Raw genomic sequence first — 24,526 nt, 5'->3', positions numbered from 1 at the left:
GAAATCCGGGCAAAGCGATCCCGCGCAGAGCGTTTGCCGCGCTGCGTGAGTCAGTGGTGTTTTTTCAATGAGCTGTGTTGATGTTTCGCAGCCCGTGTAATATTCCTGCGAGGCAGTCCACGCCGGAGGACGCACCAAACTGCATAACGTGTTCCGTGGCGGCGATAAGGTCTGCCGTGGGTGTCCGTGCCGTAAGTTTTTCGAGCAACTCGCAAACCGGCTGCGAAAAATGGCCTTCCAGCGCCCGGTTAAGGTAATGGCGGCTGATATCCGTGGTGCGCGGCAGATTTATGCTGATGGCCTGATGCAGCCTTTGCTGATGTTCCCTGAGCCCCGCGTTTAGCTTCCAGGGCCAAAGTGCAGCCATGTATCCCAGCAGATAATCGTCGCCATCCGGGGTGAGGCCGCGCCCAAAACCGATAAGCTGTGCCACCTGAGATTCGAGCTGTTCCATCGCTTCTGCGGGAGCCAACTGGCGTTTGCTTTCGCTGGGGATTAATGGGCTGCACGCCCAAAGCAAATCACTTTCAACCTGGTGCTCAAGGCAGAACAAAAAAAGCTGCGAGCTGAGTGTTTCGTAATGGCGCAGCGCGTCTGGCAGCGCGTTCAGGCTTACTGATGAACCGCCAAGCCTGGGTTGCCAGACAGTCGCTGCGCTGATATCGACCTGCCAGTGCCGCGCCTGTAATTTTCCTGCGGTTGTGCGAACTGTCTCTCCGCGGCTTGCCTGCTGCCGCCAGTCCCAGTTTTCCGGCTGCGTCACGCGCACGGCATCGGGCAGATTCTGATATTTCTCGCTACTCAACAGGGTAAAAAGATGGCCATCGTCGTCGATCAGGTTGAGAGCGTGTGAAAAACAGCTATGAACCTGAATAATTTCTGGCAAACGCCTGGCGGTTAAATATCCGCATGAGTTTGCCGTAAGGGTGACGATAGCCATGCTGTTTAGCCTTTAAGACCTTTAATGATGTTGTTGGCGTCGCTCACCCAGCCGAAAATTGCGCCCTGGGCTTTGATCATCTCAAGGGCGTATTTCTGGAATTCAGGGAAGTAAGAACCGACGCAGTCTTCAGGAATGATGCATTCGTAGCCGCGGTCATTGGCTTCACGAACGGTGGTATTCACGCAAACTTCAGTGGTGACGCCGCAGACGATCAGCGTTTTGATACCGCTGTTTTGCAGGATCAGGTGCAGGTCAGTCTGGTAAAACGCGCCTTTGCCTGGCTTATCAATAATCGGCTCGCCGGCAATAGGGTACAGCTCAGGAATAATGTCGTGACCGGCTTCACCGCGCACCAGCGTGCGGCCCATTGGGCCTGCTTCGCCGATAAACGTCTTACCGCCGCGCGTGAGTTTTGCTGGTGGGCAGTCGGTGAGGTCAGGGCGATGTCCTTCGCGAGTATGAATCACTAACAGGCCTTCCTGGCGGGCGACATCCAGAACACGTTTGCACGGCTCGATTGCGCTACGCACCAGTGAAACATCATTACCTAACGCTTCGCCAAAACCACCGGCTTCGACAAAATCGCGTTGCATATCAATCATCACCAGTGCGGTGCTTTTGGGATCAAACGGCAGTGCAAAAGGCTGGGCATCAAAAGCGTGAGTCATCGTAAATCTCCTGTTCACCAAGTGAGAATTCGTTGTGTCTGTTGTGAGTATTGAGGAGAACTGATGTATTAAACAGAGAAATAGTTTGGTGTGCAGCGTCGAAAATTTTGATTTCTGAGCAGAAAAATCAAACCTGTTAGGGAAAGTGTGAACAGGGCCATGAAGGTGTTTGCTGCGGCAAATTTTTTGATGCTGGGTGCTGGCAAGAGTAAAAAAAGCAGGCTCAGGAATGTGATGCAGTACGCTTATTAATATCAGGGATAAAGCCCTGGCTTGAGCCAGGGCGGCTTGTATTACTTCTTCGTGCCATATCGTTCAAACCACTTCAGCATGCGCTGCCAGCCATCTTTTGCTGAATCGGCATGGTAGCTCGGGCGATAATCTGCGTTAAACGCGTGGCCCGCTTCCGGGTAGACGATGATTTCTGCGTTGGCATTCGCAGCGCGCAGAGCATGGCGCATGGTTTCTACACTTTCCTGCGAAATCCCGGTGTCTAGCCCGCCGTAAAGTCCAAGTACTGGCGCGTTCAGATTAATAGCGATATCGACTGGATGATGTTGTGAATTAAGAGATTTCTCGCCCAACAGTTTTCCATACCAGGCAACGGCTGCTTTCAACTGCGGATTATGTGCGGCGTATAACCAGGTAATTCGTCCACCCCAACAAAAACCGGTAATCATCAGGCGATGAGCATCGCCGCCGTTCCTGGCCGCCCAGTTGGCGACGTGATCGAGATCCGCCAACACCTGTGCATCGGGAACTTTAGAGACTAATCCACTTAAAAGCGTCTGAATATCTGCAAAATCATTGGGATCGCCCTGGCGGAAATAGAGTTCTGGCGCGATGGCCAGGTATCCTTCCAGTGCTAATCTGCGGCAAACATCGCGAATATGTTCATGCACGCCGAAGATTTCCTGCACTACAATCACGATGGGCAAAGAACCTTCAGCGCCTTTTGGCCTGGCGTGCCAGGCAGGCATCTGTTCACCCTGAGTAGGAATTGACGTTTCCCCCGCCAGAATCGCGTCATCTGGGGTATGCAAGAGGGTTGAAGCCAGAGGGGAGGCCGCTGGTGCATAATTTCCGCCCGGCAATTTATCTATGGATTTTTCTTCTTTCATTGGCATTCTCCTGACCAGAATTAACGCAGTGCGATAACTATAGCTTTTACCTGCCATTCTTCGAGTTGCTGTATTGTTGGCTGATTAATGGATCATTCTGTGATTGAGTGTGATTCAGATCACTATCTCAATTGAAAATAATGTAATTTGTTTCATTCAAAGTGAAATCGGTCACGTAATTCTTTGCAGAGGTTCGGTACAGTACCTCCTTAGATAGATAAGCCAACCTATTCAACGCAGGAGTCTGTTATGTCCAAGTCTGATGTTTTTCACCTCGGCCTCACTAAAAATGATCTGCAAGGGGCAACGCTTGCCATCGTCCCGGGCGATCCAGAGCGCGTGGAAAAAATCGCAGTACTGATGGACAAGCCGGTAAAATTGGCTGCCCACCGTGAATTTACTACCTGGCGTGCTGAATTAGATGGCAAGCCAGTCATTGTCTGCTCGACCGGCATCGGCGGCCCGTCGACTTCTATCGCTGTGGAAGAACTGGCGCAACTGGGCATTCGTACTTTCCTGCGTATCGGGACGACTGGCGCAATCCAACCGCATATTAATGTCGGTGACGTTCTGGTGACCACTGCGTCTGTGCGTCTTGACGGTGCCAGCCTGCACTTCGCACCGCTGGAATTCCCAGCCGTTGCTGATTTTGCCTGTACTACCGCACTGGTTGAAGCGGCGAAATCTATCGGTGCTACCACGCACATTGGCGTGACGGCTTCTTCTGATACCTTCTATCCAGGCCAGGAACGTTACGACACCTTCTCAGGTCGCGTAGTGAGCCGCTATAAAGGTTCCATGGAAGAGTGGCAGCAGATGGGCGTGATGAACTACGAGATGGAATCCGCGACTCTTCTGACCATGTGCGCAAGCCAGGGCCTGCGTGCGGGTATGGTGGCTGGCGTGATTGTGAACCGTACTCAGCAAGAAATCCCGAATGCTGAAACCATGAAAAAAACAGAAAGCCACGCGGTGCAAATCGTGGTGGAAGCGGCTCGTCGCTTAATCTAGTCCCAATAAGCCGGTGCAGCCGGCTTAATTTTTACGCTTTGCGTAACGCCTCGCAGGAAATCCCTTTTCATCTGGACATTTATACAGCAGAATTTTATTTTGCTGATGTTTAGCATGGCTTGCAGGAGTGACTGTGGATATTTCTATTTTATTCGGGATCGGTATTGCACTGGTTGGTGTTCTGACTGGATGGTTGCTGGCGAGTTTGCGCGCAACCGGGAGGCAATCCGCACTGTATGAAGAGCAACGAGAAATCTACGGTGAACTGACTGCGGCCCGGCAGGAGTTACAGCAAAACCAGCACTGGAAAGAGGAATGCGAGCAACTCAATCGAGAATTGCGTACCCAGCTTGAGATCAAAAGTGCGCAGGAAGCGGATATCCGCGAACTTTCCACGCTTTTAGAACAAACCCGCCTTAATGCCGATGACAAACATCGCCAGATGCTTAACAGCGAGCAACGCCTGAGCGAACAATTTGAAAACCTCGCCAACCGTATTTTTGAGCAAAGTGGCCGCAAAGTTGAAGAACAAAACCGGCAAAGTTTAAATGGCTTACTCTCACCATTGCGCGAACAACTGGATGGTTTCCGTCGCCAGGTGCAAGAGAGTTTTGGTCAGGAAGCCCGCGAGCGCCACACGCTGACTCATGAAATCCGTAGCCTTCAACAGCTGAATGCCCAAATGGCGCAAGAGGCACTGAATCTCACCAAAGCTCTGAAAGGGGATAACAAAACTCAGGGGACCTGGGGTGAGGTTGTGCTGACTCGTGTGCTGGAGGCATCTGGTTTGCGAGAGGGTTATGAATACGAAACTCAGGTCAATATTCAGCTCGAAAATAACAGCCGGATGCAGCCCGATGTCATTGTGCGTTTGCCGCACGGCAAAGATGTCGTCATCGATGCCAAGATGACGCTGGTGGCCTATGAACGTTATTACAACGGTGAAGATGAGCTAACTCGCGAAAGTGCGCTCAACGAGCACATTGCCAGCATGCGTAACCATATCCGCATGCTTGGCCGCAAAGACTACCAGCAATTGCCGGGGCTGCGTTCTCTGGATTATGTGTTGATGTTTATCCCCGTCGAACCAGCGTTTTTACTGGCGATTGACCGTCAGCCTGAACTCATCAGCGAAGCACTCAAAAATAACATCATGCTTGTGAGCCCTACGACCTTGCTGGTAGCGCTACGAACCGTTGCCAATTTGTGGCGTTATGAGCATCAAAGCCGAAATGCGCAACAAATTGCCGAACGCGCCAGCCGACTGTATGACAAAATGCGCCTCTTCGTTGACGACATGTCCGCAATGGGTCAAAGCCTGGATAAAGCTCAGGATAACTATCGGCAGGCGATGAAAAAACTCTCTTCAGGCCGCGGAAATATCCTCATTCAGGCAGATGCGTTTCGCAGCCTGGGTGTTGAGGTTAAACGTGAGATTAATCCCGAACTGGTCGAGCAGGCCAGATTGGAAGATGAAGAGAACGCGAGTTTAGAGAACCGACATATCGTTGGTGAGCGTTAAGCCCAGGGTAAGCTCCGGAGCTTGAAGCATAGGGCTTTGGGCCTCATTCTGTTACACTCCACAAACATTTTTTGGACAAGCAGGCATCGAGATGGTTGAAGAATCCCAGGAAACAACACACTTTGGCTTCCGCACTGTAGCGAAGGAACAGAAGGCCGATATGGTGGCCCATGTGTTCCATTCTGTGGCCGCAAAATACGACGTGATGAATGACCTGATGTCATTCGGTATCCATCGTATCTGGAAGCGATTTACCATTGATTGCAGTGGTGTTCGCCGTGGTCAACGCGTACTGGATTTAGCGGGAGGCACCGGTGATTTGACCGCTAAGTTCTCCCGTCTGGTCGGCGAAACAGGCGAAGTGGTTCTGGCGGATATCAACGATTCAATGCTGAAAATGGGGCGTGAAAAACTGCGCAACATCGGTATTGTTGGCAACGTGAGCTATGTTCAGGCTAACGCCGAAGCTCTGCCTTTTCCTGACAACTTCTTTGATTGCATTACTATTTCTTTCGGTCTGCGCAATGTGACAGACAAAGAAAAAGCGCTGCGCTCGATGTACCGCGTTTTAAAACCGGGTGGTCGTCTGCTGGTTCTGGAATTCTCTAAACCGATTATCGAACCTCTTAGCAAAGCCTACGATGCGTACTCGTTCCATATTCTGCCGCGTATAGGTGAAATCGTTGCGCAAGACGCGGAAAGCTACCGTTATCTGGCTGAATCTATCCGTATGCACCCTGATCAAGAAACGTTGAAAGCGATGATGGAAGATGCCGGTTTTGAAAATACCACCTACTTCAATCTGACGGCTGGCGTTGTTGCGCTGCACCGTGGTTATAAATTCTGATTGGGAACTCGTGATGCCATTTACACCGCTAATGACTGCCGGAATAGAAAACCTGCTCAATACATTTCTCTGGCAAGACCCAGGCTTGAAGGCGGCACGGCAGCGCTTAGTGGGTAAGGTGTTACGTGTCGAACTCAAAGAGTTCTCGTCGGCAATCGTTTTGGTTTTTAGCGAACAACAAATCGATGTATTAGGCCAGTGGGAAGGTGAAGCTGATTGTCGGGTGTTGACGGGGTTTAGCACACTGCCGAAATTGCGTGACCGGCAACAGCTTACGGCACTGATTCGCAGCGGTGAATTAGAAGTTCAGGGTGATATTCAGGTCGTCCAGAATTGGGTTGCCCTGATGGATCTTGCTGAGTTCGATCCCGCTGAATTGTTAGCGCCTTATATCGGTGATATTGCTGCTGAAGGTATCAGCAAGGTTATTCGTGGCGGCAGTAAGTTATTGAAAAAAGGATTTTCCCGTAACCAGCAATACCTGTCAGAAGCGATTACTGAAGAGTGGAAGATGGCACCGGGCTCGTTGGAAGTCGCATGGTTTGCTGAGGAAACGGCAGCTGTCGACCGTAAGGTCGATGCACTTATTGCGCGACTGGACAAACTGGAGAACAAATGACGCCTGGAGAGATTCGCCGCCTCTATTTTATTATCCGCACTTTTCTTAGCTACGGTTTGGATGAACTGATCCCTCGGATCCGTATTACGTTGCCGTTACGCATCTGGCGGCGCATGCTTTTCTGGATGCCAAATCGCCATAAAGAGAAACCTCTCGGTGAACGGCTGCGCCTTGCACTGCAAGAGCTGGGGCCGGTCTGGATCAAGTTTGGGCAAATGCTTTCGACTCGTCGTGACCTGTTCCCGCCACAAATTGCAGACCAACTTGCGATGTTGCAAGACCGGGTCGCCCCTTTTGACGGCGCGCTGGCTAAAAGGCAAATTGAACAATCGATGGGTGGGATCCCTATCGAAACCTGGTTTGATGATTTCGAAATACAACCGCTCGCATCAGCTTCAATTGCCCAGGTTCATACCGCGCGCCTGAAAGAGAATGGGCGCGATGTTGTCATCAAAGTCATTCGTCCGGATATCCTGCCGATTATCAAAGCGGACATGAAACTCATCTACCGCCTTGCTCGATGGGTGCCACGATTGATGCCAGATGGCCGCCGTTTACGCCCGCTGGAAGTGGTGCGCGAATATGAAAAGACCTTGATTGACGAGCTTAATCTTCTGCGTGAAGCCGCCAACGCAATCCAGCTGCGCCGCAACTTTGAAGACAGCCCGATGCTCTATGTGCCGGAAGTATTCTCTGACTACTGTAGCGAGAACATGATGGTCATGGAGCGGATCTACGGTATTCCTGTTTCTGATATCGCCATGCTTAAAGAGCAAGGTACCAACATGAAACTGTTGGCAGAACGCGGCGTACAGGTCTTCTTCACTCAGGTCTTTCGGGACAGCTTTTTCCATGCCGATATGCATCCCGGTAACATCTTTGTCAGCTACGATCACCCTGAAGATCCGCAATATATTGGAATCGACTGCGGCATTGTCGGCTCACTGAATAAAGAAGATAAGCGCTATCTGGCGGAAAACTTTATTGCCTTCTTTAACCGTGACTATCGTAAGGTTGCTGAACTGCATGTCGATTCAGGTTGGGTACCACCGGATACCAACGTTGAAGAGTTTGAGTTCGCTATTCGCACCGTTTGCGAACCTATCTTTGAGAAACCACTGGCAGAAATTTCCTTCGGACATGTGCTGCTCAACCTGTTTAACACGGCACGCCGTTTTAATATGGAAGTGCAGCCACAGCTGGTTTTACTGCAAAAAACGCTACTATACGTTGAAGGTCTTGGAAGACAGCTTTACCCACAACTAGATTTGTGGAAAACCGCCAAACCTTTCCTGGAAAGCTGGATCAAAGATCAGGTTGGTATTCCTGCGCTTATTCGCTCTTTTAAAGAAAAAGCACCGTTCTGGATAGAAAAAATGCCAGAACTACCAGAACTGATGTACGACAGTTTGCGCCAGGGTAAACAATTACAGCAGAGTGTTGATAAGATAACGCGTGATTTGCAACGCAATCAGGTGCGTCAGGCTCAATCCCGCTATCTGTTTGGCATTGGTGCCACGCTGCTGTTAAGCGGCACGTTATTATTGATTAGCAAACCGGAATGGCAATACTTGCCTGCAGGGCTTATGGCCGCTGGCATTGTTGCCTGGCTGATTGGTTGGCGGCGCTCATCCTGAGCTGTTTTTAATCGTTTTTAACAGACAACGTGCGGTACAATAAAGACCGTTATCTATTCATCACTGTGATTTGAGGCAACATTATGGGTGGTATCAGTATTTGGCAATTGTTGATCATTGCCGTCATCGTGGTTCTGCTTTTCGGTACTAAGAAGCTGGGTTCTATCGGTTCTGATTTGGGCGCATCCATCAAAGGCTTTAAAAAAGCCATGAGCGATGATGAAGATAAAGAGAAAGAGAAAGATAAATCCATTCAGGATGCCGATTTCACAGCGAAAACGCTTGCAGATAAGCAACCAGGCGATGTGAAGAAAGACGAAGCTAAGAGCAACGATAAAGAGCAGGTGTAAACCGTGTTCGATATTGGTTTCAGTGAGCTGCTGCTGGTTTTTATCATTGGTCTGATCGTTCTCGGGCCACAGCGTTTGCCTGTGGCTGTTAAAACGGTTGTCGGCTGGGTGCGCGCTTTGCGCTCTCTGGCGGCAACGGTGCAAAACGAACTGGTTCAGGAGTTGAAAATCCAGGAGCTGCAAGACAGCCTGAAGAAGGTTGAAAAAGCGAGCATGGATAACCTCACTCCAGAACTAAAAGCATCAATGGATGAACTGCGTCAGGCGGCGGAGTCGATGAAGCGTTCGTATACGCATGAACCTGAAAAGGGGAGTGACGAGGCTCATACCATCCATAATCCACTGGTGAAAGACGCTCAGGATAGCCATGAAGGCGTGACTCCAGCAACTGCTGCACATCAGGCCAGCGCGCCTGAAGAAGCACCAGTCGTTGAAACAGAAACAGCTCCTGCCTCAGCGGCAGCAGAAGTTTCTGAAGAGTTGACTCAGCCTCAGATTAAACCCATAGCAGAGCCCGCGAAAACACCCGTTTCCTCACAACCTTCGAGTGATAAACAGTAACCATGGCCGTTGAAGATACCCAACCGCTTATCAGCCATCTGATAGAGCTGCGCAAGCGACTGTTAAATAGCATTATCGCTGTGCTGGTGATTTTCCTGGCACTGGTTTACTTTGCCAATGACATCTATCAGATTGTCTCATCTCCGCTGATAAAGCAGATGCCCGTTGGGTCAACCATGATTGCCACCGACGTAGCATCTCCTTTCTTTACCCCAATTAAACTGACAATTTATGTCTCGGTGTTTTTGTCCGCGCCGGTCATTCTTTATCAAATTTGGGCGTTTATCGCGCCTGCTTTGTATAAACATGAGCGTAAGCTGGTCACGCCGTTACTGATCTCCAGTTCGTTATTGTTCTATCTCGGCATTGCGTTCGCTTATTTTGTCGTTTTCCCGCTGGCCTTTGGTTTCCTGACAAAAACCGCACCGATGGGCGTGGTGGTGTCCACTGACATCGCCAAGTACCTCGATTTTGTTATGGCATTATTCATGGCATTTGGGGTGGCGTTTGAAGTGCCGGTGGCGATTATTCTGCTGTGCTGGATGGGCGTCACAACGCCGGAAGCGTTAAAGCAGAAGCGGCCTTACATTTTTGTTGGGGCTTTTATTGTCGGCATGCTGCTCACCCCGCCGGATGTCTTCTCTCAAACGCTACTGGCAATACCCATGTACTGTCTGTTTGAAATCGGTGTGTTCTTCTCCCGCTACTATGTCGGCAAAGGTCGCAGAGACATGGAAGACGTCGAAGATGACGTTGAAGAAGACAGGAACTCTAAGTAAGAGTCATAAAATCAGGCCGCCCTTTAGGGCGGTCGTCGTTTGGAAGACGCTATGTTTGATATCGGTGTAAATCTTACCAGCTCCCAGTTTGCTAAAGACCATGTTGATGTTGTTGCGCGTGCACAGCTTGCGGGAGTGAGCGGCATGTTGCTTACCGGCACCAATATTCATGAAAGTCGGCAGGCATTGTTACTGGCGCAACAATACCAGGGCTGCTGGTCGACTGCGGGTGTTCATCCGCATGATGCCAGCCATTGGCAAGACGAAACCGCAGACGCTATTCGCGAACTTGCCGGTGCATCGGAAGTGGTGGCTATCGGTGAGTGTGGCCTGGATTTCAACCGTAATTTCTCAACGCCTGCTGAGCAAGAACGCGCTTTTACCGCACAACTGGCCCTTGCAGCTGACCTGATGATGCCAGTATTTTTGCACTGCCGCGAAGCGCACGAGCGCTTTATCGCTTTGCTTGACCCGTGGCTTGATAAGTTACCGGGTGTGGTTTTGCACTGCTTTACCGGAACAGAAAATGAAGTTCGTGAATGCCTTGCCAGAGGAATTTTTATCGGTGTCACTGGCTGGGTATGCGACGAGCGCCGCGGCCTTGAATTACGTGAATTGTTACCGGTGATTCCAGCGCATCAGCTGTTGTTGGAAACTGATGCCCCCTACTTGTTACCGCGGGATCTAAAACCAAAACCTGCTTCCCGACGGAACGAACCCTGTTACTTGCCTCATATCCTGGAAAAGGTGGCTGGATGGCGTGGAGAAGATCCCGCCTGGCTTGCGCAAGTAACAGATGACAATGCCCGCCGTCTTTTCCGGCTGGCTTAAATCAGGAGAAAATCAATGAGCTATGCATTTCCCGGTACGTTTCCTGGCCGCCGTATGCGCCGCGTCCGTCGCCACGATTTCAGTCGTCGTCTTGTGGCGGAGAATCAATTAACGGTTAACGACCTTATCTATCCTGTATTCGTGATGGAAGGCCAGAACCGCCAGGAAGAAGTCCCGTCGATGCCGGGTGTTTACCGTATGACTATCGATCTGCTGCTCAAAGAAGCGGAAACTGTCGCCAAACTCGGTGTGCCGGTATTGTCACTGTTCCCGGTTATTGAAAGTGCTGGAAAGTCGCTGCATGCAGAAGAAGCTTATAACCCGAATGGCCTGGTCCAGCGTGCGGTACGTGCGTTGAAAGATGCAGTGCCAGAGTTGGGTTTGCTGACTGACGTAGCGCTCGACCCGTATACCACTCATGGGCAGGATGGCGTGATTGATGCAGACGGCTACGTTATCAACGACATTACACGTGAGATTCTGATGCGCCAGGCGCTTTCCCATGCGGAAGCCGGTGCTGAAATCATAGCGCCTAGCGATATGATGGATGGCCGTATTGGGGCGATTCGTGATCAGCTTGAGTTAGACGGTTTTGTTAACACCCAAATCATGTCTTACGCTGCTAAATACGCGTCTTGCTATTACGGTCCGTTCCGCGATGCGATTGGCTCATCGGGCAATCTGAAAGGGGGTAATAAGAAGACCTATCAGATGGACCCCGCTAATGGCGACGAAGCTCTGCAGGAAGTTGCGCAGGATCTGCAAGAAGGCGCGGATATGGTGATGGTGAAACCGGGTATGCCATATCTGGATGTGGTTCGTCGTGTGAAAGATACCTTCGGCGTGCCGACCTTTGCCTACCAGGTTTCTGGCGAGTATGCAATGCACATGGCGGCAATTCAGAACGGTTGGTTGGCAGAAAAACCGGCCATCATGGAATCTTTGCTGTGCTTTAAACGTGCCGGAGCGGATGGCGTGTTAACGTACTTCTCGAAGCGTGTCGCACAATGGTTGCATGACGAGCAAATGCAGCGCTAGGTTTTCGTTCCAGGGCGGAGACTTATCCGCCCTGATTAGCTTTACGTCTTTTTAAAATCAGTATTTTTCACACTCTGCATCACTTGTTTATTTAACAAATTCAGCAGCAGCATGGAGCGGGCTTCACCGTCCGGCTCGCTAAAAATAGCTTCCAAACCTTCGAATGCCCCTTCAGTGATGACCACGCGATCGCCTGCGTACGGCGTATCGGGATCGGTGATATTTTCTGGCTGGTGGTTGACGAGCTGCTCAATGACATCACCTGGCACGGTGGCAGGAAGACTGCCGAAACGCACGAAATGGCTGACACCGCGGGTTGAATGAATTGTCGTGGTGTGAATGGTCTCAGGGTCAAACCGAACAAACATATAATTTGGGAACAGTGGTTCATCGACCGCAGTGCGTTTGCCTCGCACGATCTTTTCAATTTTGATCATCGGGGTGAGGCAATTCACGTCCTGACGCTCAAGATGCTCTTGCGCCCGCAGCAATTGACCCCGTTTGCAGTACAACAGATACCAGGATTCCATAAGTTCTCTTTTTCCTAATCAACCCAGGAAGAATAGCAAAAGGCCGTTATTAGGGATAGACAGCACAAGTATAACCCTTCACTGATTGGTTATCAGACAAGCATTTACGCGTTATTAACAAAAATACAGCATGCAGTGCATGAAGCCCGTATAATGACCGCAAAATCCTGACTACGATTAATTGCATGAAATACCACGACCTACGCGACTTTCTGGAATTACTTGAACAACGCGGCGAGCTAAAGCGTATCGCAATGCCGGTCGATCCGTACCTGGAAATGACGGAAATTGCCGATCGTACTTTGCGCGCGAATGGCCCGGCTCTGCTATTTGAGAACCCGAAAGGGTACGATATGCCAGTGCTGTGCAATCTGTTTGGCACTCCGAAACGCGTCGCGATGGGAATGGGGCAGGAAGATGTTTCTGCATTACGTGAAGTCGGCAAGTTACTGGCCTTCCTGAAAGAACCCGAGCCACCGAAGGGTTTCCGCGATTTATTCGATAAACTCCCGCAGTTTAAACAAGTCCTGAATATGCCGACCAAACGGCTGCGTAACGCCCCTTGTCAGGAAATCATTTGGGAAGGTGATGAAGTCGATTTGTCGCGTATTCCTGTCATGCAATGCTGGCCTGAAGATGCAGCGCCGCTGATAACCTGGGGTTTGACGGTAACGCGTGGGCCGCTTAAAGAGCGCCAGAATCTGGGTATTTATCGCCAGCAGGTTATCGGCAAAAACAAACTTATCATGCGCTGGTTATCACATCGTGGTGGCGCGCTGGATTTCCAGGAGTGGTGTGCTGAACATCCTGGTGAGCGTTTCCCTGTTTCGGTTGCATTAGGTGCCGACCCTGCAACCATACTTGGCGCGGTCACTCCAGTGCCAGATACCCTGTCAGAATATGCTTTTGCCGGTTTATTGCGTGGCACTAAAACCGAAGTCGTAAAGTGTATATCTAACGATCTTGAAGTTCCTGCCAGCGCGGAAATTGTACTGGAAGGCTATATTGAGCCGGGTGAAATGGCACCCGAAGGGCCATATGGTGACCACACGGGCTACTACAATGAAGTCGATGACTTCCCGGTATTTACCGTTACGCATATTACCCAGCGCCAGAATGCGATTTACCATTCAACGTATACCGGGCGGCCACCGGATGAGCCGGCGGTTCTCGGTGTGGCACTCAATGAAGTGTTTGTGCCGATTTTGCAGAAGCAATTCCCTGAAATTGTTGATTTTTATCTGCCGCCGGAAGGATGTTCCTATCGCCTTGCGGTTGTCACCATTAAGAAGCAATACGCAGGTCACGCTAAGCGCGTGATGATGGGCGTATGGTCTTTCCTGCGGCAGTTTATGTACACCAAGTTCGTCATCGTCTGCGATGACGACGTCAACGCGCGCGACTGGAACGATGTCATTTGGGCCATCACGACACGAATGGATCCTGCGCGAGATACCGTTTTGGTAGAAAATACACCAATCGATTACCTGGATTTTGCCTCGCCGGTTTCCGGCCTTGGTTCAAAAATGGGACTGGATGCCACCAATAAATGGCCAGGGGAAACCCAACGTGAGTGGGGTCGTCCTATTAAGAAAGATGCAGAAGTATGTGCGCGTATTGATGCAATCTGGGACGAGCTGGCTATTTTCGACGACAGTAAAAACGCCTGAATGGCGGATTTTTCTGCTTTGCATTATTGACCCGACAGAGGGGAAGCATGACAACCTTAAGCTGTAAAGTGACCTCGGTAGAAGCGATAACTGACACGGTCTATCGCGTTCGATTACTGCCGGAAGCGAAATTCTCCTTTCAGGCCGGGCAGTATTTGATGGTGGTGATGGATGAGCGCGATAAACGCCCGTTCTCCATGGCATCCACGCCGAGCGACCATGAGTATATTGAACTGCACATTGGCGCATCAGAGATCAATCTGTACGCCATGGCGGTGATGGACCGTATTCTGAAAGAGAAAGAAATCGTCGTAGATATTCCGCATGGCGATGCCTGGTTACGTGAAGATGAAGATCGTCCGTTAATTTTGATTGCGGGCGGGACTGGCTTCTCTTACGTACGTTCGATTTTGCTGACTGCTCTTGCACGTAATCCACAACGTGAAATCGCCATTTACTGGGGCGGTCGCGAAGATAAGCATCTTTATGACTTGTCTGAGCTGGAAGCGCTGTCGGTTGTTCATCCAAACCTGCGAGTTGAAGCGGTAGTTGAGCAACCGGAAGAAGGCTGGCGCGGCCGTACTGGCACTGTGTTAACCGCAGTGATGCAGGATTATGGAACGCTTGCCGGGCACGATATTTATATTGCCGGGCGTTTTGAAATGGCGAAGATTGCGCGTGACCTGTTCTGTAATGAACGTGGTGCCAGTGCTGAGCGTATGTTCGGGGATGCTTTCGCGTTTATTTAACAGCAAACTGAGCAGACAGGCCACCGCATAGTCGGTGGCTTTTGTTTTTTGAGCGAAGCAAAGAAAAAACCCGCCCCTGACAGGCGGGAACAACAACTAAACGCGTTCAATAACAGTGGCAATACCTTGTCCTAAACCGATGCACATGGTGGCGAGGCCAAACTGCGCATCGCGACGTTCCATCAGATTTAACAGTGTGGTGCTAATGCGGGTGCCGGAACAACCGAGCGGGTGACCAAGAGCAATCGCGCCGCCGTTCAGGTTAATCTTCTCGTCGATCTTATCAATTAAACCCAGATCTTTAATACACGGCAGGATCTGCGCGGCGAAAGCTTCGTTCATCTCAAACAGGTCGATATCAGCGGCAGTCAGGCCCGCTTTTTTCAACGCTAATTGTGATGCCGGAACCGGGCCGTAACCCATAATGGATGGGTCACAACCCACCACCGCCATAGAACGAACATAAGCACGAATCTTCAAACCCAGCTCTTTGGCGCGTGATTCGCTCATCAGCAACATCGCCGACGCCCCATCTGACAGAGCAGAAGAACTGCCCGCCGTGACGGTGCCGTTGACCGGATCAAATGCAGGTTTCAGAGCCGCCAGGCCTTCAACGGTGGTTTCCGGGCGAATCACCTCATCGTAATCAAAGCGTTTAAGCACACCGTCAGCGTCATGGCCCCCTATCGGCAGGATTTCAGATTTGAAATAGCCCGCTTCTGTGGCTGCCCATGCACGCTGATGCGAACGAGCTGCAAACTGATCCTGCATTTCACGGCTGATGCCGTGCATACGCGACAACATCTCGGCGGTTAAACCCATCATGCCCGCCGCTTTGGCGACGTTGCGGCTCAAACCTGGATGGAAATCAACGCCGTGGCTCATTGGCACATGGCCCATATGTTCTACGCCGCCGACCAGGCAGGCATGCGCATCACCGGTCTGAATCATACGTGCAGCGTCATGCAGCGCCTGCATGGAAGAACCACACAGACGGTTGACCGTAACCGCCGGGACTGAATGAGGGATTTCTGCCAGCAGCGAGGCGTTACGCGCAATGTTAAAACCTTGCTCCAGGGTCTGCTGTACACAACCCCAATAAATGTCATCCAGTGCGGCAGCTTCTAACGCTGGGTTACGCGACAGAATTCCACGCATCAAATGGGCGGAAAGATCTTCTGCACGCAGATTGCGGAATGCCCCACCTTTTGAACGGCCCATCGGGGTGCGGATGGCATCAACAATTACAACCTTTTCCATAATCACTCCTTAGGCACTTTTCAGGTCACTGGCTGGGCGCGCAGGCTCGACCGGTGGATAGTACGGCTCGTTACGGGAAGCTTTCGCACGCAGACCGTCCGGCACCTGGTAGAGCGGGCCAAGATGTTCATATTGCTGAGCCATATCGAGATATTTTGCGCTGCCGATGGTATCTAACCAGCGGAATGCGCCACCGTGGAACGGAGGGAAACCTAAACCGTAAACCAGCGCCATGTCGGCTTCAGCCGGGCTGGCAATAATGCCTTCTTCCAGACAACGCACCACTTCGTTGACCATTGGAATCATCATACGGGCGATGATTTCTTCGTCGCTAAAGTTGTGGCGTGGCTTGCTGACATCCGCCAACAGGCTGTCTGTGGTTTCGTCCTGTTCTTTACGCGGTTTGCCTTTGCTGTCTTGTTTGTAACGATAGAAACCTTGTTGGGTTTTCTGGCCGTAGCGGCCCGCGTCAAACATCGCATCGACGGCATCGCGATAATCTTTCTGCATACGCTGTGGGAAACCCGCGGCCATAACAGCCTGAGCGTGATGCGCGGTATCAATGCCGACAACGTCGAGCAGATACGCCGGGCCCATTGGCCAGCCGAACTGTTTTTCCATGACTTTGTCGATTTGACGGAAATCAGCACCGTCACGCATCAACTGACTGAAGCCCGCAAAATAAGGGAACAGAACACGGTTCACGAAGAAGCCAGGGCAGTCGTTCACCACGATTGGTGTTTTGCCCATTTTGCTGGCCCACGCCACGACTTTCGCGATAGTTTGCTCAGACGTTTTCTCGCCGCGAATCACTTCCACCAAAGGCATACGATGCACTGGGTTGAAGAAGTGCATACCGCAGAAGTTTTCCGGGCGCTTCAAACTGTTTGCTAATTCGCCGATAGGAATGGTTGAGGTGTTTGACGCCAGAACGGTATCCGGGCGGACTTTATCTTCCACTTCTGCCAGAACGGCTTTTTTCACTTTCGGGTTTTCAACAACCGCTTCAACCACCACGTCGACACGCTCAAAACCGGCGTAATCCAGTGTTGGGTGAATGGTGGCAATGACGCCCGCCAGTTTCAGCCCGTCGATCTTTCCACGTTCCAGCTGTTTATTGAGAAGCTTGCTGGCTTCGTTCATTCCCAGCTCAAGTGACTTCTCATTAATATCCTTCATTAATACCGGTACGCCTTTCCAGGCTGACTGGTAAGCAATGCCGCCACCCATGATCCCGGCGCCAAGAACGGCTGCCTGTTTCGGGGTTTCGGTATTTTTGGTCAGCTTCTTCGCCTGACCTTTTATGTATTGGTCGTTAAGGAAAATCCCGACCAGCGCACGGGCCTCATTGGAACGCGCCAACGGCACGAAACTTTGAGTCTCCAGTTGTAATGCTTCGTCACGGCCCATTCTTGCCGCGGCTTCAATCGTTTTTACCGCCGTCATCGGGGCAGGGTAGTGTTTGCCTGCAATCTGCATCACCATGCTTTTAGCAATCGTGAAGCTCATTGTGGCTTCGATTTTGCTTAAGCGTAGAGGTTGCAGTTTCGGTGCGCGTTTCGCTTTCCAGTCCAGATCGCCATTAATTGCCTGGCGCAGGATTGCCAAAGCACCGTCGCGCAGTTTTTCAGTTTTAACGATGCCATCAACTAAACCGAGTTTCTGCGCTTCAGTGGCGCTAACATCTTTACCGGCTGTGATGATTTCCAGCGCACTATCGGCACCCAACATACGTGGCAAGCGCACTGAACCACCAAAGCCTGGCATGATGCCAAGTTTTGTTTCAGGCAGACCGATGCGGGTATCTGGCGTTGCCAGACGATAATCCGTTGCCAGCACGCATTCACAACCGCCGCCAAGCGCATAACCATTCACTGCAGAAATAGTTGGGACAGGCAGATCTTCCAGACGATTGAAAACGCTGTTAGCGAATTGCAGCCAGTGGGTCAGCTGTTCCGCAGGAACCAGGAACAACGACAGGAATTCGGTAATATCGGCACCAACGATAAACGCGGCTTTATTGGAGGTCAGCATCAGGCCTTTCAGCGTGGGCTGTTTTTCCAGAACATCGAGCGCGTAGCCAAGGCTGGCTACTGTCGCGGTGTCGAGCTTGTTCACTGAACCGGGCGCATCAAATACCAATTCTGCGATGCCGTCTTCCAGCCAGTCGAGATGTAAGGTTTCACCTTGGTAGAGCATGTCAGTCTCCTGAATCCAGCAATGGGATCTGGTCGTACCAGATGGAGAGGAGTGTGGAATTGATGTTAATGAAATGCAAATGGCTCTTTAAATATTTGCAAAGATGATCACAGCCGCTGGAAATAAGTTCGCGAACTTTGCGGTGTGCTAAGATGCGTGGCGTTCAGTTTAAAAAACAGAAGGGTAAATCATGGATTCACTGGCCTCACTTTATAAAGATCATGTGGCAACCTTGCAAGAACGCACCCGCAATGCCCTGGCGCGTTTTAATCTAGATGCGCTGTTGATTCACTCGGGCGAGCTTTTCAACGTCTTCCTTGATGATCATTCATATCCGTTCAAAGTTAATCCACAGTTCAAGGCGTGGGTTCCTGTGACACAAGTGCCAAATTGCTGGTTGCTGGTGGATGGCGTTAACAAACCCAAATTATGGTTCTACCTGCCTGTTGATTACTGGCATAACGTTGAACCGTTGCCTGAATCCTTCTGGACTGACGAAATTGATGTGATTGCTTTGCCAAAAGCGGATGGCATAGGCAGCCAGCTTCCTGCTGCACGTAGCAATATCGGCTATATTGGGCCGGTGCCTGAGCGTGCATTGCAGCTTGAGATTCAAGCCACAAACATCAACCCGAAAGGGGTCATTGATTACCTGCATTACCATCGTTCTTATAAAACTGATTATGAACTGGCCTGCATGCGCGAAGCGCAGAAAACGGCGGTAGTGGGTCATCAGGCAGCACACGAAGCATTTTTGTCCGGGATGAGTGAGTTTGATATCAATCAGGCTTATCTGACCGCAACGGGTCACCGCGATACTGATGTTCCCTATGGCAACATTGTGGCGCTCAACGAGCACGCAGCTGTGTTGCACTACACCAAACTTGATAACCGTGCGCCTTCCGAAGTGCGTAGCTTCCTTTTGGATGCGGGTGCGGAATACAACGGTTACGCCGCTGATTTAACGCGTACCTGGTCGGCTAAAAGCGACAACGATTATGCTCAGTTGGTGAAAGATGTTAATAGCGAACAACTTGCACTGATTGATACGCTGAAAGCGGGTGTGCGTTACACCGATTATCATCTTCAGTTTCATCAACGTATCGCTAAACTGCTGAGTCGTCATAAACTGGTGACAGGTATTAGCGAAGAAGCGATGGTTGAATCCGGGATTACGGGTCCATTTATGCCGCATGGTTTGGGTCACCCGCTCGGTTTACAGGTGCATGATGTCGCTGGCTTTATGCAAGATGATTCCGGCACGCATCTGGCAGCGCCGTCGCAATATCCGTACCTGCGCTGCACCCGTGTGTTGGAACCACGTATGGTATTGACTATCGAACCTGGCATTTACTTTATTGAATCTTTGCTCGCACCTTGGCGCGAAGGGCAGTACAGCAAGCACTTTGACTGGCAGCGTATTGAAGCCCTGAAACCATTCGGCGGCATTCGTATTGAAGACAATGTGATTGTTCACGAAAATAGCATTGAAAACATGACGCGCGATTTGAAACTGGCGTAATGGATAGTTGGCTGATTCCTGCTGAATCCGTAATGGTCAGTGAGGAAATTAAGAAAAGCCGCTTTATTACGCTGGTTGCTCATACGACCGGCGTAATAGCAGCAAAAGAGTTTCTTGAAAAAGTACGCTCTGAACACCCGGCAGCCCGGCATCATTGCTGGGCCTGGGTGGCTGGTGCTCCCAATGATTCGCAGCAGTTAGGTTTCTCTGACGATGGCGAGCCAGCAGGAACCGCTGGAAAGCCAATGCTCGCCCAGCTTATGGGGAGCGGCATCGGGGAAATTACCACCGTGGTAGTGCGCTACTCTGGCGGTATAAAACTCGGAACGGGCGGTTTGGTGAAAGCCTACGGTGGTGGAGTGCAGATGGCATTAAATCAATTGCCTACTTTGCTCAAAATCCCGCTAACCGAATATACTTTGCAGTGCGACTATGCGCAGCTTGCGGGAATCGAAGCGTTGCTCAAACAGTGCAACGGAGTTCTCGTGCAGAGTGATTTTCAAGCATCTGTATTATTACGTATCGCGTTACCACACGCGAAACTGGCTGAGTTTTCAGTCAGACTTGCTGATTTTAGCCGCGGTGCATTGCATCTATTGCCGGCTGAACAATAATTCCCTCTCGTTATTTTTTGATAGTTAAGGAAGCGGCTGAAATGCATTTTCGCGCCATAACCCGAATCGTTGGTCTGTTAGTCATTCTATTTTCCGTGACCATGATTATTCCAGGGTTGGTAGCTTTAATTTATCGCGATGGTGCAGGCCGAGCTTTCACCCAGACTTTCTTCGTCGCACTGACCATTGGTTCTTTTCTGTGGTGGCCAAACCGGCGGCAAAAAAGTGAGCTCAAACCGCGAGAAGGCTTCCTGATTGTCGTACTGTTTTGGACGGTGCTGGGGAGTGTGGGTGCGTTGCCATTTATCTTCGCTGAACAGCCGAATCTTACCATTACCGACGCATTCTTCGAATCGTTCTCGGGCTTGACCACTACCGGTGCGACGACCCTTGTCGGACTGGATTCGCTCCCACATGCCATTCTGTTTTACCGGCAGATGTTGCAGTGGTTTGGCGGTATGGGGATCATTGTTCTCGCCGTCGCCATTCTGCCAATCCTCGGTGTCGGCGGGATGCAGTTATATCGCGCTGAAATGCCTGGGCCGCTGAAAGATAACAAAATGCGCCCGCGTATTGCTGATACGGCAAAAACTCTGTGGATCATTTATGTGTTGTTAACCGTCGCGTGTGCGTTGGCGCTTTGGTTTGCCGGCATGCCAGCATTTGACGCGATAGGTCATAGTTTTGCGACTATCGCGATTGGTGGTTTTTCCACACATGACGCAAGCGTTGGTTATTTCGACAGCCCAACAATTAATACTATTATTGCCATCTTCCTGCTGATCTCAGGTTGTAACTATGGCCTGCACTTCTCTTTATTAAGTGGGCGTAATATAAAAGTCTACTGGCGCGACCCTGAATTCCGCATGTTTATCGGTGTGCAGCTTACCCTGGTGGTTATCTGTACTCTTGTACTTTGGTTCCATAATACTTACCAATCGGCATTGCTAACGGTGAACCAGGCATTCTTCCAGGTTGTCTCGATGGCGACGACCGCCGGGTTTACGACCGACAGTATCGCGCGTTGGCCTCTATTCTTACCGGTGCTATTGCTGTGCTCTGCTTTTATAGGTGGCTGTGCGGGTTCAACGGGGGGCGGCCTGAAAGTTATTCGCATCCTGCTGTTGTTCAAACAAGGTAATCGTGAGCTGAAACGTCTGGTGCACCCTAATGCGGTGTATAGCATTAAGCTTGGGAACCGTGCGCTGCCTGAACGTATCCTTGAAGCTGTGTGGGGATTCTTCTCGGCCTATGCGCTGGTGTTTATCCTCAGCATGCTGGCGATTATCGCCACTGGGGTGGATGATTTCTCCGCTTTTGCTTCGGTTGCGGCAACACTGAATAACCTCGGCCCTGGTTTGGGTGTTGTGGCTGACAACTTCGCGAGCATGAATCCAGTGGCGAAATGGATATTGATAGCCAATATGCTGTTTGGTCGTCTTGAAGTGTTTACTTTACTCGTACTGTTTACGCCAACTTTCTGGCGAGAGTAACCGGAGCCTGTTGTGAGAACTTTGATTCTATTTTCGACCCGTGATGGTCAAACTCGCGAGATTGCTTCTTATATAGCATCTGAGTTGAAAGAGCTGGGCGTCGAGAGTGATGTCGTTAACCTGCATCGCAGTGGCGATATAGCCTGGGGAAACTATGATCGCGTCGTTATCGGCGCGTCTATTCGCTATGGGCATTTCCATTCTTCAGTGGCTGCGTTTGTGAAAAAGCATCAACAAGCGCTGAATAACATCCCCAGCGCTTTCTTTTCCGTAAACCTGGTTGCACGTAAACCTGAGAAGCGTTCTCCGCAAACTAACTCTTATACGCGCAAGTTCTTGCTGACCTCACCATGGCAGCCAAATCACTGTGCTGTGTTTGCTGGTGCGCTTCGTTATCCACGCTATCAGTGGTACGACCGCGTGATGATTCGCTTGATTATGAAGATGACGGGCGGCGAAACAGATATTAGTAAAGAAGTCGTCTACACCGATTGGCCTCAGGTAGCGCGCTTTGCTCAGGAGTTAGCACACTTAAACAGCAAATAGTGTCCAAAACACCCATTTTGATGAAAAAAACCACGGCCAGTCATTTTTTTGCAATAAACACTTGTCAGCTTCCAGAAAATCCCTATACTGCGCCTCCACTGACACGGCACAACGGCTTACAAACCGGCCCGTCAGCCAGATGAAAAGCGAAAATAAACGCTTGACTCTGAAAGAGGAAAGCGTAATATACGCCACCTCGAGTTAGCAAGCGAAAGCGCGTAACTCACTGCTCTTTAACAATTTATCAGACAATCTGTGTGGGCACTCGCAGGATTGATATCTCAGATACCTTCGGGTATCAAAAAAATATCAAGTCTTGAAGAGTGACCAAGCAGTAATTCATTTAGTTGAATTATTACGAAAGTTAATTTTTGAGCATCGCTTCACGAGTTGAAGCAAATCAAGCTTTTAATTGAAGAGTTTGATCATGGCTCAGATTGAACGCTGGCGGCAGGCCTAACACATGCAAGTCGAGCGGTAGCACAGGGAGCTTGCTCCTGGGTGACGAGCGGCGGACGGGTGAGTAATGTCTGGGAAACTGCCTGATGGAGGGGGATAACTACTGGAAACGGTAGCTAATACCGCATAACGTCTTCGGACCAAAGTGGGGGACCTTCGGGCCTCATGCCATCAGATGTGCCCAGATGGGATTAGCTAGTAGGTGGGGTAATAGCTCACCTAGGCGACGATCCCTAGCTGGTCTGAGAGGATGACCAGCCACACTGGAACTGAGACACGGTCCAGACTCCTACGGGAGGCAGCAGTGGGGAATATTGCACAATGGGCGCAAGCCTGATGCAGCCATGCCGCGTGTATGAAGAAGGCCTTCGGGTTGTAAAGTACTTTCAGCGAGGAGGAAGGCATTGTGGTTAATAACCGCAGTGATTGACGTTACTCGCAGAAGAAGCACCGGCTAACTCCGTGCCAGCAGCCGCGGTAATACGGAGGGTGCAAGCGTTAATCGGAATTACTGGGCGTAAAGCGCACGCAGGCGGTTTGTTAAGTCAGATGTGAAATCCCCGGGCTCAACCTGGGAACTGCATTTGAAACTGGCAAGCTTGAGTCTTGTAGAGGGGGGTAGAATTCCAGGTGTAGCGGTGAAATGCGTAGAGATCTGGAGGAATACCGGTGGCGAAGGCGGCCCCCTGGACAAAGACTGACGCTCAGGTGCGAAAGCGTGGGGAGCAAACAGGATTAGATACCCTGGTAGTCCACGCCGTAAACGATGTCGACTTGGAGGTTGTTCCCTTGAGGAGTGGCTTCCGGAGCTAACGCGTTAAGTCGACCGCCTGGGGAGTACGGCCGCAAGGTTAAAACTCAAATGAATTGACGGGGGCCCGCACAAGCGGTGGAGCATGTGGTTTAATTCGATGCAACGCGAAGAACCTTACCTACTCTTGACATCCAGAGAATTTGCTAGAGATAGCTTAGTGCCTTCGGGAACTCTGAGACAGGTGCTGCATGGCTGTCGTCAGCTCGTGTTGTGAAATGTTGGGTTAAGTCCCGCAACGAGCGCAACCCTTATCCTTTGTTGCCAGCGGTTCGGCCGGGAACTCAAAGGAGACTGCCAGTGATAAACTGGAGGAAGGTGGGGATGACGTCAAGTCATCATGGCCCTTACGAGTAGGGCTACACACGTGCTACAATGGCGCATACAAAGAGAAGCGACCTCGCGAGAGCAAGCGGACCTCATAAAGTGCGTCGTAGTCCGGATCGGAGTCTGCAACTCGACTCCGTGAAGTCGGAATCGCTAGTAATCGTAGATCAGAATGCTACGGTGAATACGTTCCCGGGCCTTGTACACACCGCCCGTCACACCATGGGAGTGGGTTGCAAAAGAAGTAGGTAGCTTAACCTTCGGGAGGGCGCTTACCACTTTGTGATTCATGACTGGGGTGAAGTCGTAACAAGGTAACCGTAGGGGAACCTGCGGTTGGATCACCTCCTTACCTAATAGATACAAACCCGCGTAGTGCTCACACAGATTGTCTGATGAAAGTAAAGAAGCAAGGCGTC

General features: G+C 50.8%; 22 protein-coding genes and 1 rRNA gene. 17 read left to right on the top strand and 6 right to left on the bottom strand.

Annotated elements, in window-relative coordinates; all coding sequences use genetic code 11:
- Positions 1-64: 64 nt before the first annotated feature.
- From RHD99_RS22765 to RHD99_RS22755, 3 genes are all read right to left on the bottom strand, one after another.
- On the bottom strand, positions 65-940 hold the full coding sequence (locus tag RHD99_RS22765; RefSeq protein WP_309876791.1) for an oxamate carbamoyltransferase subunit AllH family protein: 876 nt from the start codon (positions 938-940) through the stop codon (positions 65-67).
- 5 nt (positions 941-945) lie between these two features.
- Positions 946-1,611 carry a cysteine hydrolase family protein gene (locus RHD99_RS22760; protein WP_309876789.1) on the bottom strand — a complete coding sequence of 222 codons (666 nt, stop codon included), beginning with the start codon at positions 1,609-1,611 and terminating at the stop codon, positions 946-948.
- A 293-nt stretch (positions 1,612-1,904) separates the two neighbouring features.
- On the bottom strand, positions 1,905-2,732 hold the full coding sequence (locus tag RHD99_RS22755) for a dienelactone hydrolase family protein (RefSeq protein ID WP_309876787.1): 828 nt from the start codon (positions 2,730-2,732) through the stop codon (positions 1,905-1,907).
- 249 nt (positions 2,733-2,981) lie between these two features.
- Between RHD99_RS22755 and udp the strand changes: the two genes are divergently transcribed.
- From udp to hemB, 10 genes are all read left to right on the top strand, one after another.
- Positions 2,982-3,743, top strand: coding sequence for a uridine phosphorylase (udp, locus tag RHD99_RS22750; RefSeq protein ID WP_183273130.1), 762 nt, complete (start codon positions 2,982-2,984; stop codon positions 3,741-3,743).
- 133 nt (positions 3,744-3,876) lie between these two features.
- Positions 3,877-5,265 carry a DNA recombination protein RmuC gene (rmuC, locus tag RHD99_RS22745; RefSeq protein ID WP_309876784.1) on the top strand — a complete coding sequence of 463 codons (1,389 nt, stop codon included), beginning with the start codon at positions 3,877-3,879 and terminating at the stop codon, positions 5,263-5,265.
- A gap of 91 nt (positions 5,266-5,356) precedes the next feature.
- Positions 5,357-6,112 (top strand): bifunctional demethylmenaquinone methyltransferase/2-methoxy-6-polyprenyl-1,4-benzoquinol methylase UbiE, encoded by a 756-nt coding sequence (ubiE, locus tag RHD99_RS22740; RefSeq protein WP_183273132.1) that lies wholly within the window; start codon positions 5,357-5,359, stop codon positions 6,110-6,112.
- A gap of 13 nt (positions 6,113-6,125) precedes the next feature.
- Positions 6,126-6,731 carry a ubiquinone biosynthesis protein UbiJ gene (ubiJ, locus tag RHD99_RS22735; RefSeq protein ID WP_309876782.1) on the top strand — a complete coding sequence of 202 codons (606 nt, stop codon included), beginning with the start codon at positions 6,126-6,128 and terminating at the stop codon, positions 6,729-6,731.
- Positions 6,728-8,368: a ubiquinone biosynthesis regulatory protein kinase UbiB gene (gene ubiB / locus RHD99_RS22730; RefSeq protein ID WP_309876780.1), complete on the top strand. Its 1,641-nt coding sequence runs from the start codon at positions 6,728-6,730 to the stop codon at positions 8,366-8,368. The genes ubiJ and ubiB overlap by 4 nt, the downstream gene beginning before the upstream one ends.
- A gap of 83 nt (positions 8,369-8,451) precedes the next feature.
- Positions 8,452-8,718: a Sec-independent protein translocase subunit TatA gene (tatA, locus tag RHD99_RS22725; RefSeq protein ID WP_309876778.1), complete on the top strand. Its 267-nt coding sequence runs from the start codon at positions 8,452-8,454 to the stop codon at positions 8,716-8,718.
- A 3-nt stretch (positions 8,719-8,721) separates the two neighbouring features.
- The gene (tatB, locus tag RHD99_RS22720) at positions 8,722-9,279 is read left to right on the top strand and encodes a Sec-independent protein translocase protein TatB (RefSeq protein ID WP_309876776.1); all 558 of its coding nucleotides are present in this window, start codon (positions 8,722-8,724) and stop codon (positions 9,277-9,279) included.
- A 2-nt stretch (positions 9,280-9,281) separates the two neighbouring features.
- On the top strand, positions 9,282-10,058 hold the full coding sequence (gene tatC, locus RHD99_RS22715; RefSeq protein ID WP_309876774.1) for a Sec-independent protein translocase subunit TatC: 777 nt from the start codon (positions 9,282-9,284) through the stop codon (positions 10,056-10,058).
- Positions 10,059-10,109: 51 nt separating this feature from the next.
- The gene (gene tatD / locus RHD99_RS22710) at positions 10,110-10,889 is read left to right on the top strand and encodes a 3'-5' ssDNA/RNA exonuclease TatD (protein WP_309876772.1); all 780 of its coding nucleotides are present in this window, start codon (positions 10,110-10,112) and stop codon (positions 10,887-10,889) included.
- A 15-nt stretch (positions 10,890-10,904) separates the two neighbouring features.
- Positions 10,905-11,927 carry a porphobilinogen synthase gene (hemB, locus tag RHD99_RS22705; RefSeq protein ID WP_309876770.1) on the top strand — a complete coding sequence of 341 codons (1,023 nt, stop codon included), beginning with the start codon at positions 10,905-10,907 and terminating at the stop codon, positions 11,925-11,927.
- A 41-nt stretch (positions 11,928-11,968) separates the two neighbouring features.
- On the opposite strand, the gene rfaH is transcribed toward hemB, so the two are convergent.
- On the bottom strand, positions 11,969-12,457 hold the full coding sequence (gene rfaH / locus RHD99_RS22700) for a transcription/translation regulatory transformer protein RfaH (RefSeq protein ID WP_270141455.1): 489 nt from the start codon (positions 12,455-12,457) through the stop codon (positions 11,969-11,971).
- 185 nt (positions 12,458-12,642) lie between these two features.
- Between rfaH and ubiD the strand changes: the two genes are divergently transcribed.
- The gene (ubiD, locus tag RHD99_RS22695) at positions 12,643-14,127 is read left to right on the top strand and encodes a 4-hydroxy-3-polyprenylbenzoate decarboxylase (protein WP_309876767.1); all 1,485 of its coding nucleotides are present in this window, start codon (positions 12,643-12,645) and stop codon (positions 14,125-14,127) included.
- 47 nt (positions 14,128-14,174) lie between these two features.
- Positions 14,175-14,876 (top strand): NAD(P)H-flavin reductase, encoded by a 702-nt coding sequence (gene fre / locus RHD99_RS22690; protein WP_183273142.1) that lies wholly within the window; start codon positions 14,175-14,177, stop codon positions 14,874-14,876.
- 96 nt (positions 14,877-14,972) lie between these two features.
- On the opposite strand, the gene fadA is transcribed toward fre, so the two are convergent.
- Together fadA and fadB are read right to left on the bottom strand one after the other, a co-directional pair.
- A complete protein-coding gene (gene fadA, locus RHD99_RS22685) occupies positions 14,973-16,136 on the bottom strand; it encodes an acetyl-CoA C-acyltransferase FadA (protein ID WP_309876765.1) in 1,164 nt (387 codons plus the stop codon).
- Between the two features lie 9 nt (positions 16,137-16,145).
- Entirely contained in the window at positions 16,146-18,335 is a 2,190-nt protein-coding gene (fadB, locus tag RHD99_RS22680; RefSeq protein ID WP_309876763.1) for a fatty acid oxidation complex subunit alpha FadB, read from the bottom strand.
- A gap of 190 nt (positions 18,336-18,525) precedes the next feature.
- Between fadB and pepQ the strand changes: the two genes are divergently transcribed.
- The 5 genes from pepQ (at position 18,526) to RHD99_RS22655 (ending at position 24,459) form a co-directional block, all read left to right on the top strand.
- Entirely contained in the window at positions 18,526-19,857 is a 1,332-nt protein-coding gene (gene pepQ / locus RHD99_RS22675; RefSeq protein WP_309876761.1) for a Xaa-Pro dipeptidase, read from the top strand.
- Positions 19,857-20,471: an IMPACT family protein gene (locus RHD99_RS22670; RefSeq protein ID WP_309876760.1), complete on the top strand. Its 615-nt coding sequence runs from the start codon at positions 19,857-19,859 to the stop codon at positions 20,469-20,471. Before pepQ ends, RHD99_RS22670 begins: the two co-directional genes overlap by 1 nt.
- Positions 20,472-20,512: 41 nt before the next feature.
- Entirely contained in the window at positions 20,513-21,964 is a 1,452-nt protein-coding gene (gene trkH, locus RHD99_RS22665; RefSeq protein WP_183273147.1) for a Trk system potassium transporter TrkH, read from the top strand.
- Between the two features lie 12 nt (positions 21,965-21,976).
- The gene (gene hemG / locus RHD99_RS22660) at positions 21,977-22,510 is read left to right on the top strand and encodes a menaquinone-dependent protoporphyrinogen IX dehydrogenase (RefSeq protein ID WP_309876758.1); all 534 of its coding nucleotides are present in this window, start codon (positions 21,977-21,979) and stop codon (positions 22,508-22,510) included.
- A gap of 409 nt (positions 22,511-22,919) precedes the next feature.
- Positions 22,920-24,459: ribosomal RNA gene (locus RHD99_RS22655) — 16S ribosomal RNA — on the top strand.
- Positions 24,460-24,526 lie beyond the last annotated feature (67 nt).

The sequence above is a fragment of the Buttiauxella selenatireducens genome (assembly GCF_031432975.1).
GTDB classification, from domain to species: Bacteria; Pseudomonadota; Gammaproteobacteria; order Enterobacterales; family Enterobacteriaceae; genus Buttiauxella; species Buttiauxella selenatireducens.
The sequence above is the reverse complement of the archived record's forward strand: the minus strand, read 5'-3'. Positions and strand labels throughout refer to the sequence as shown.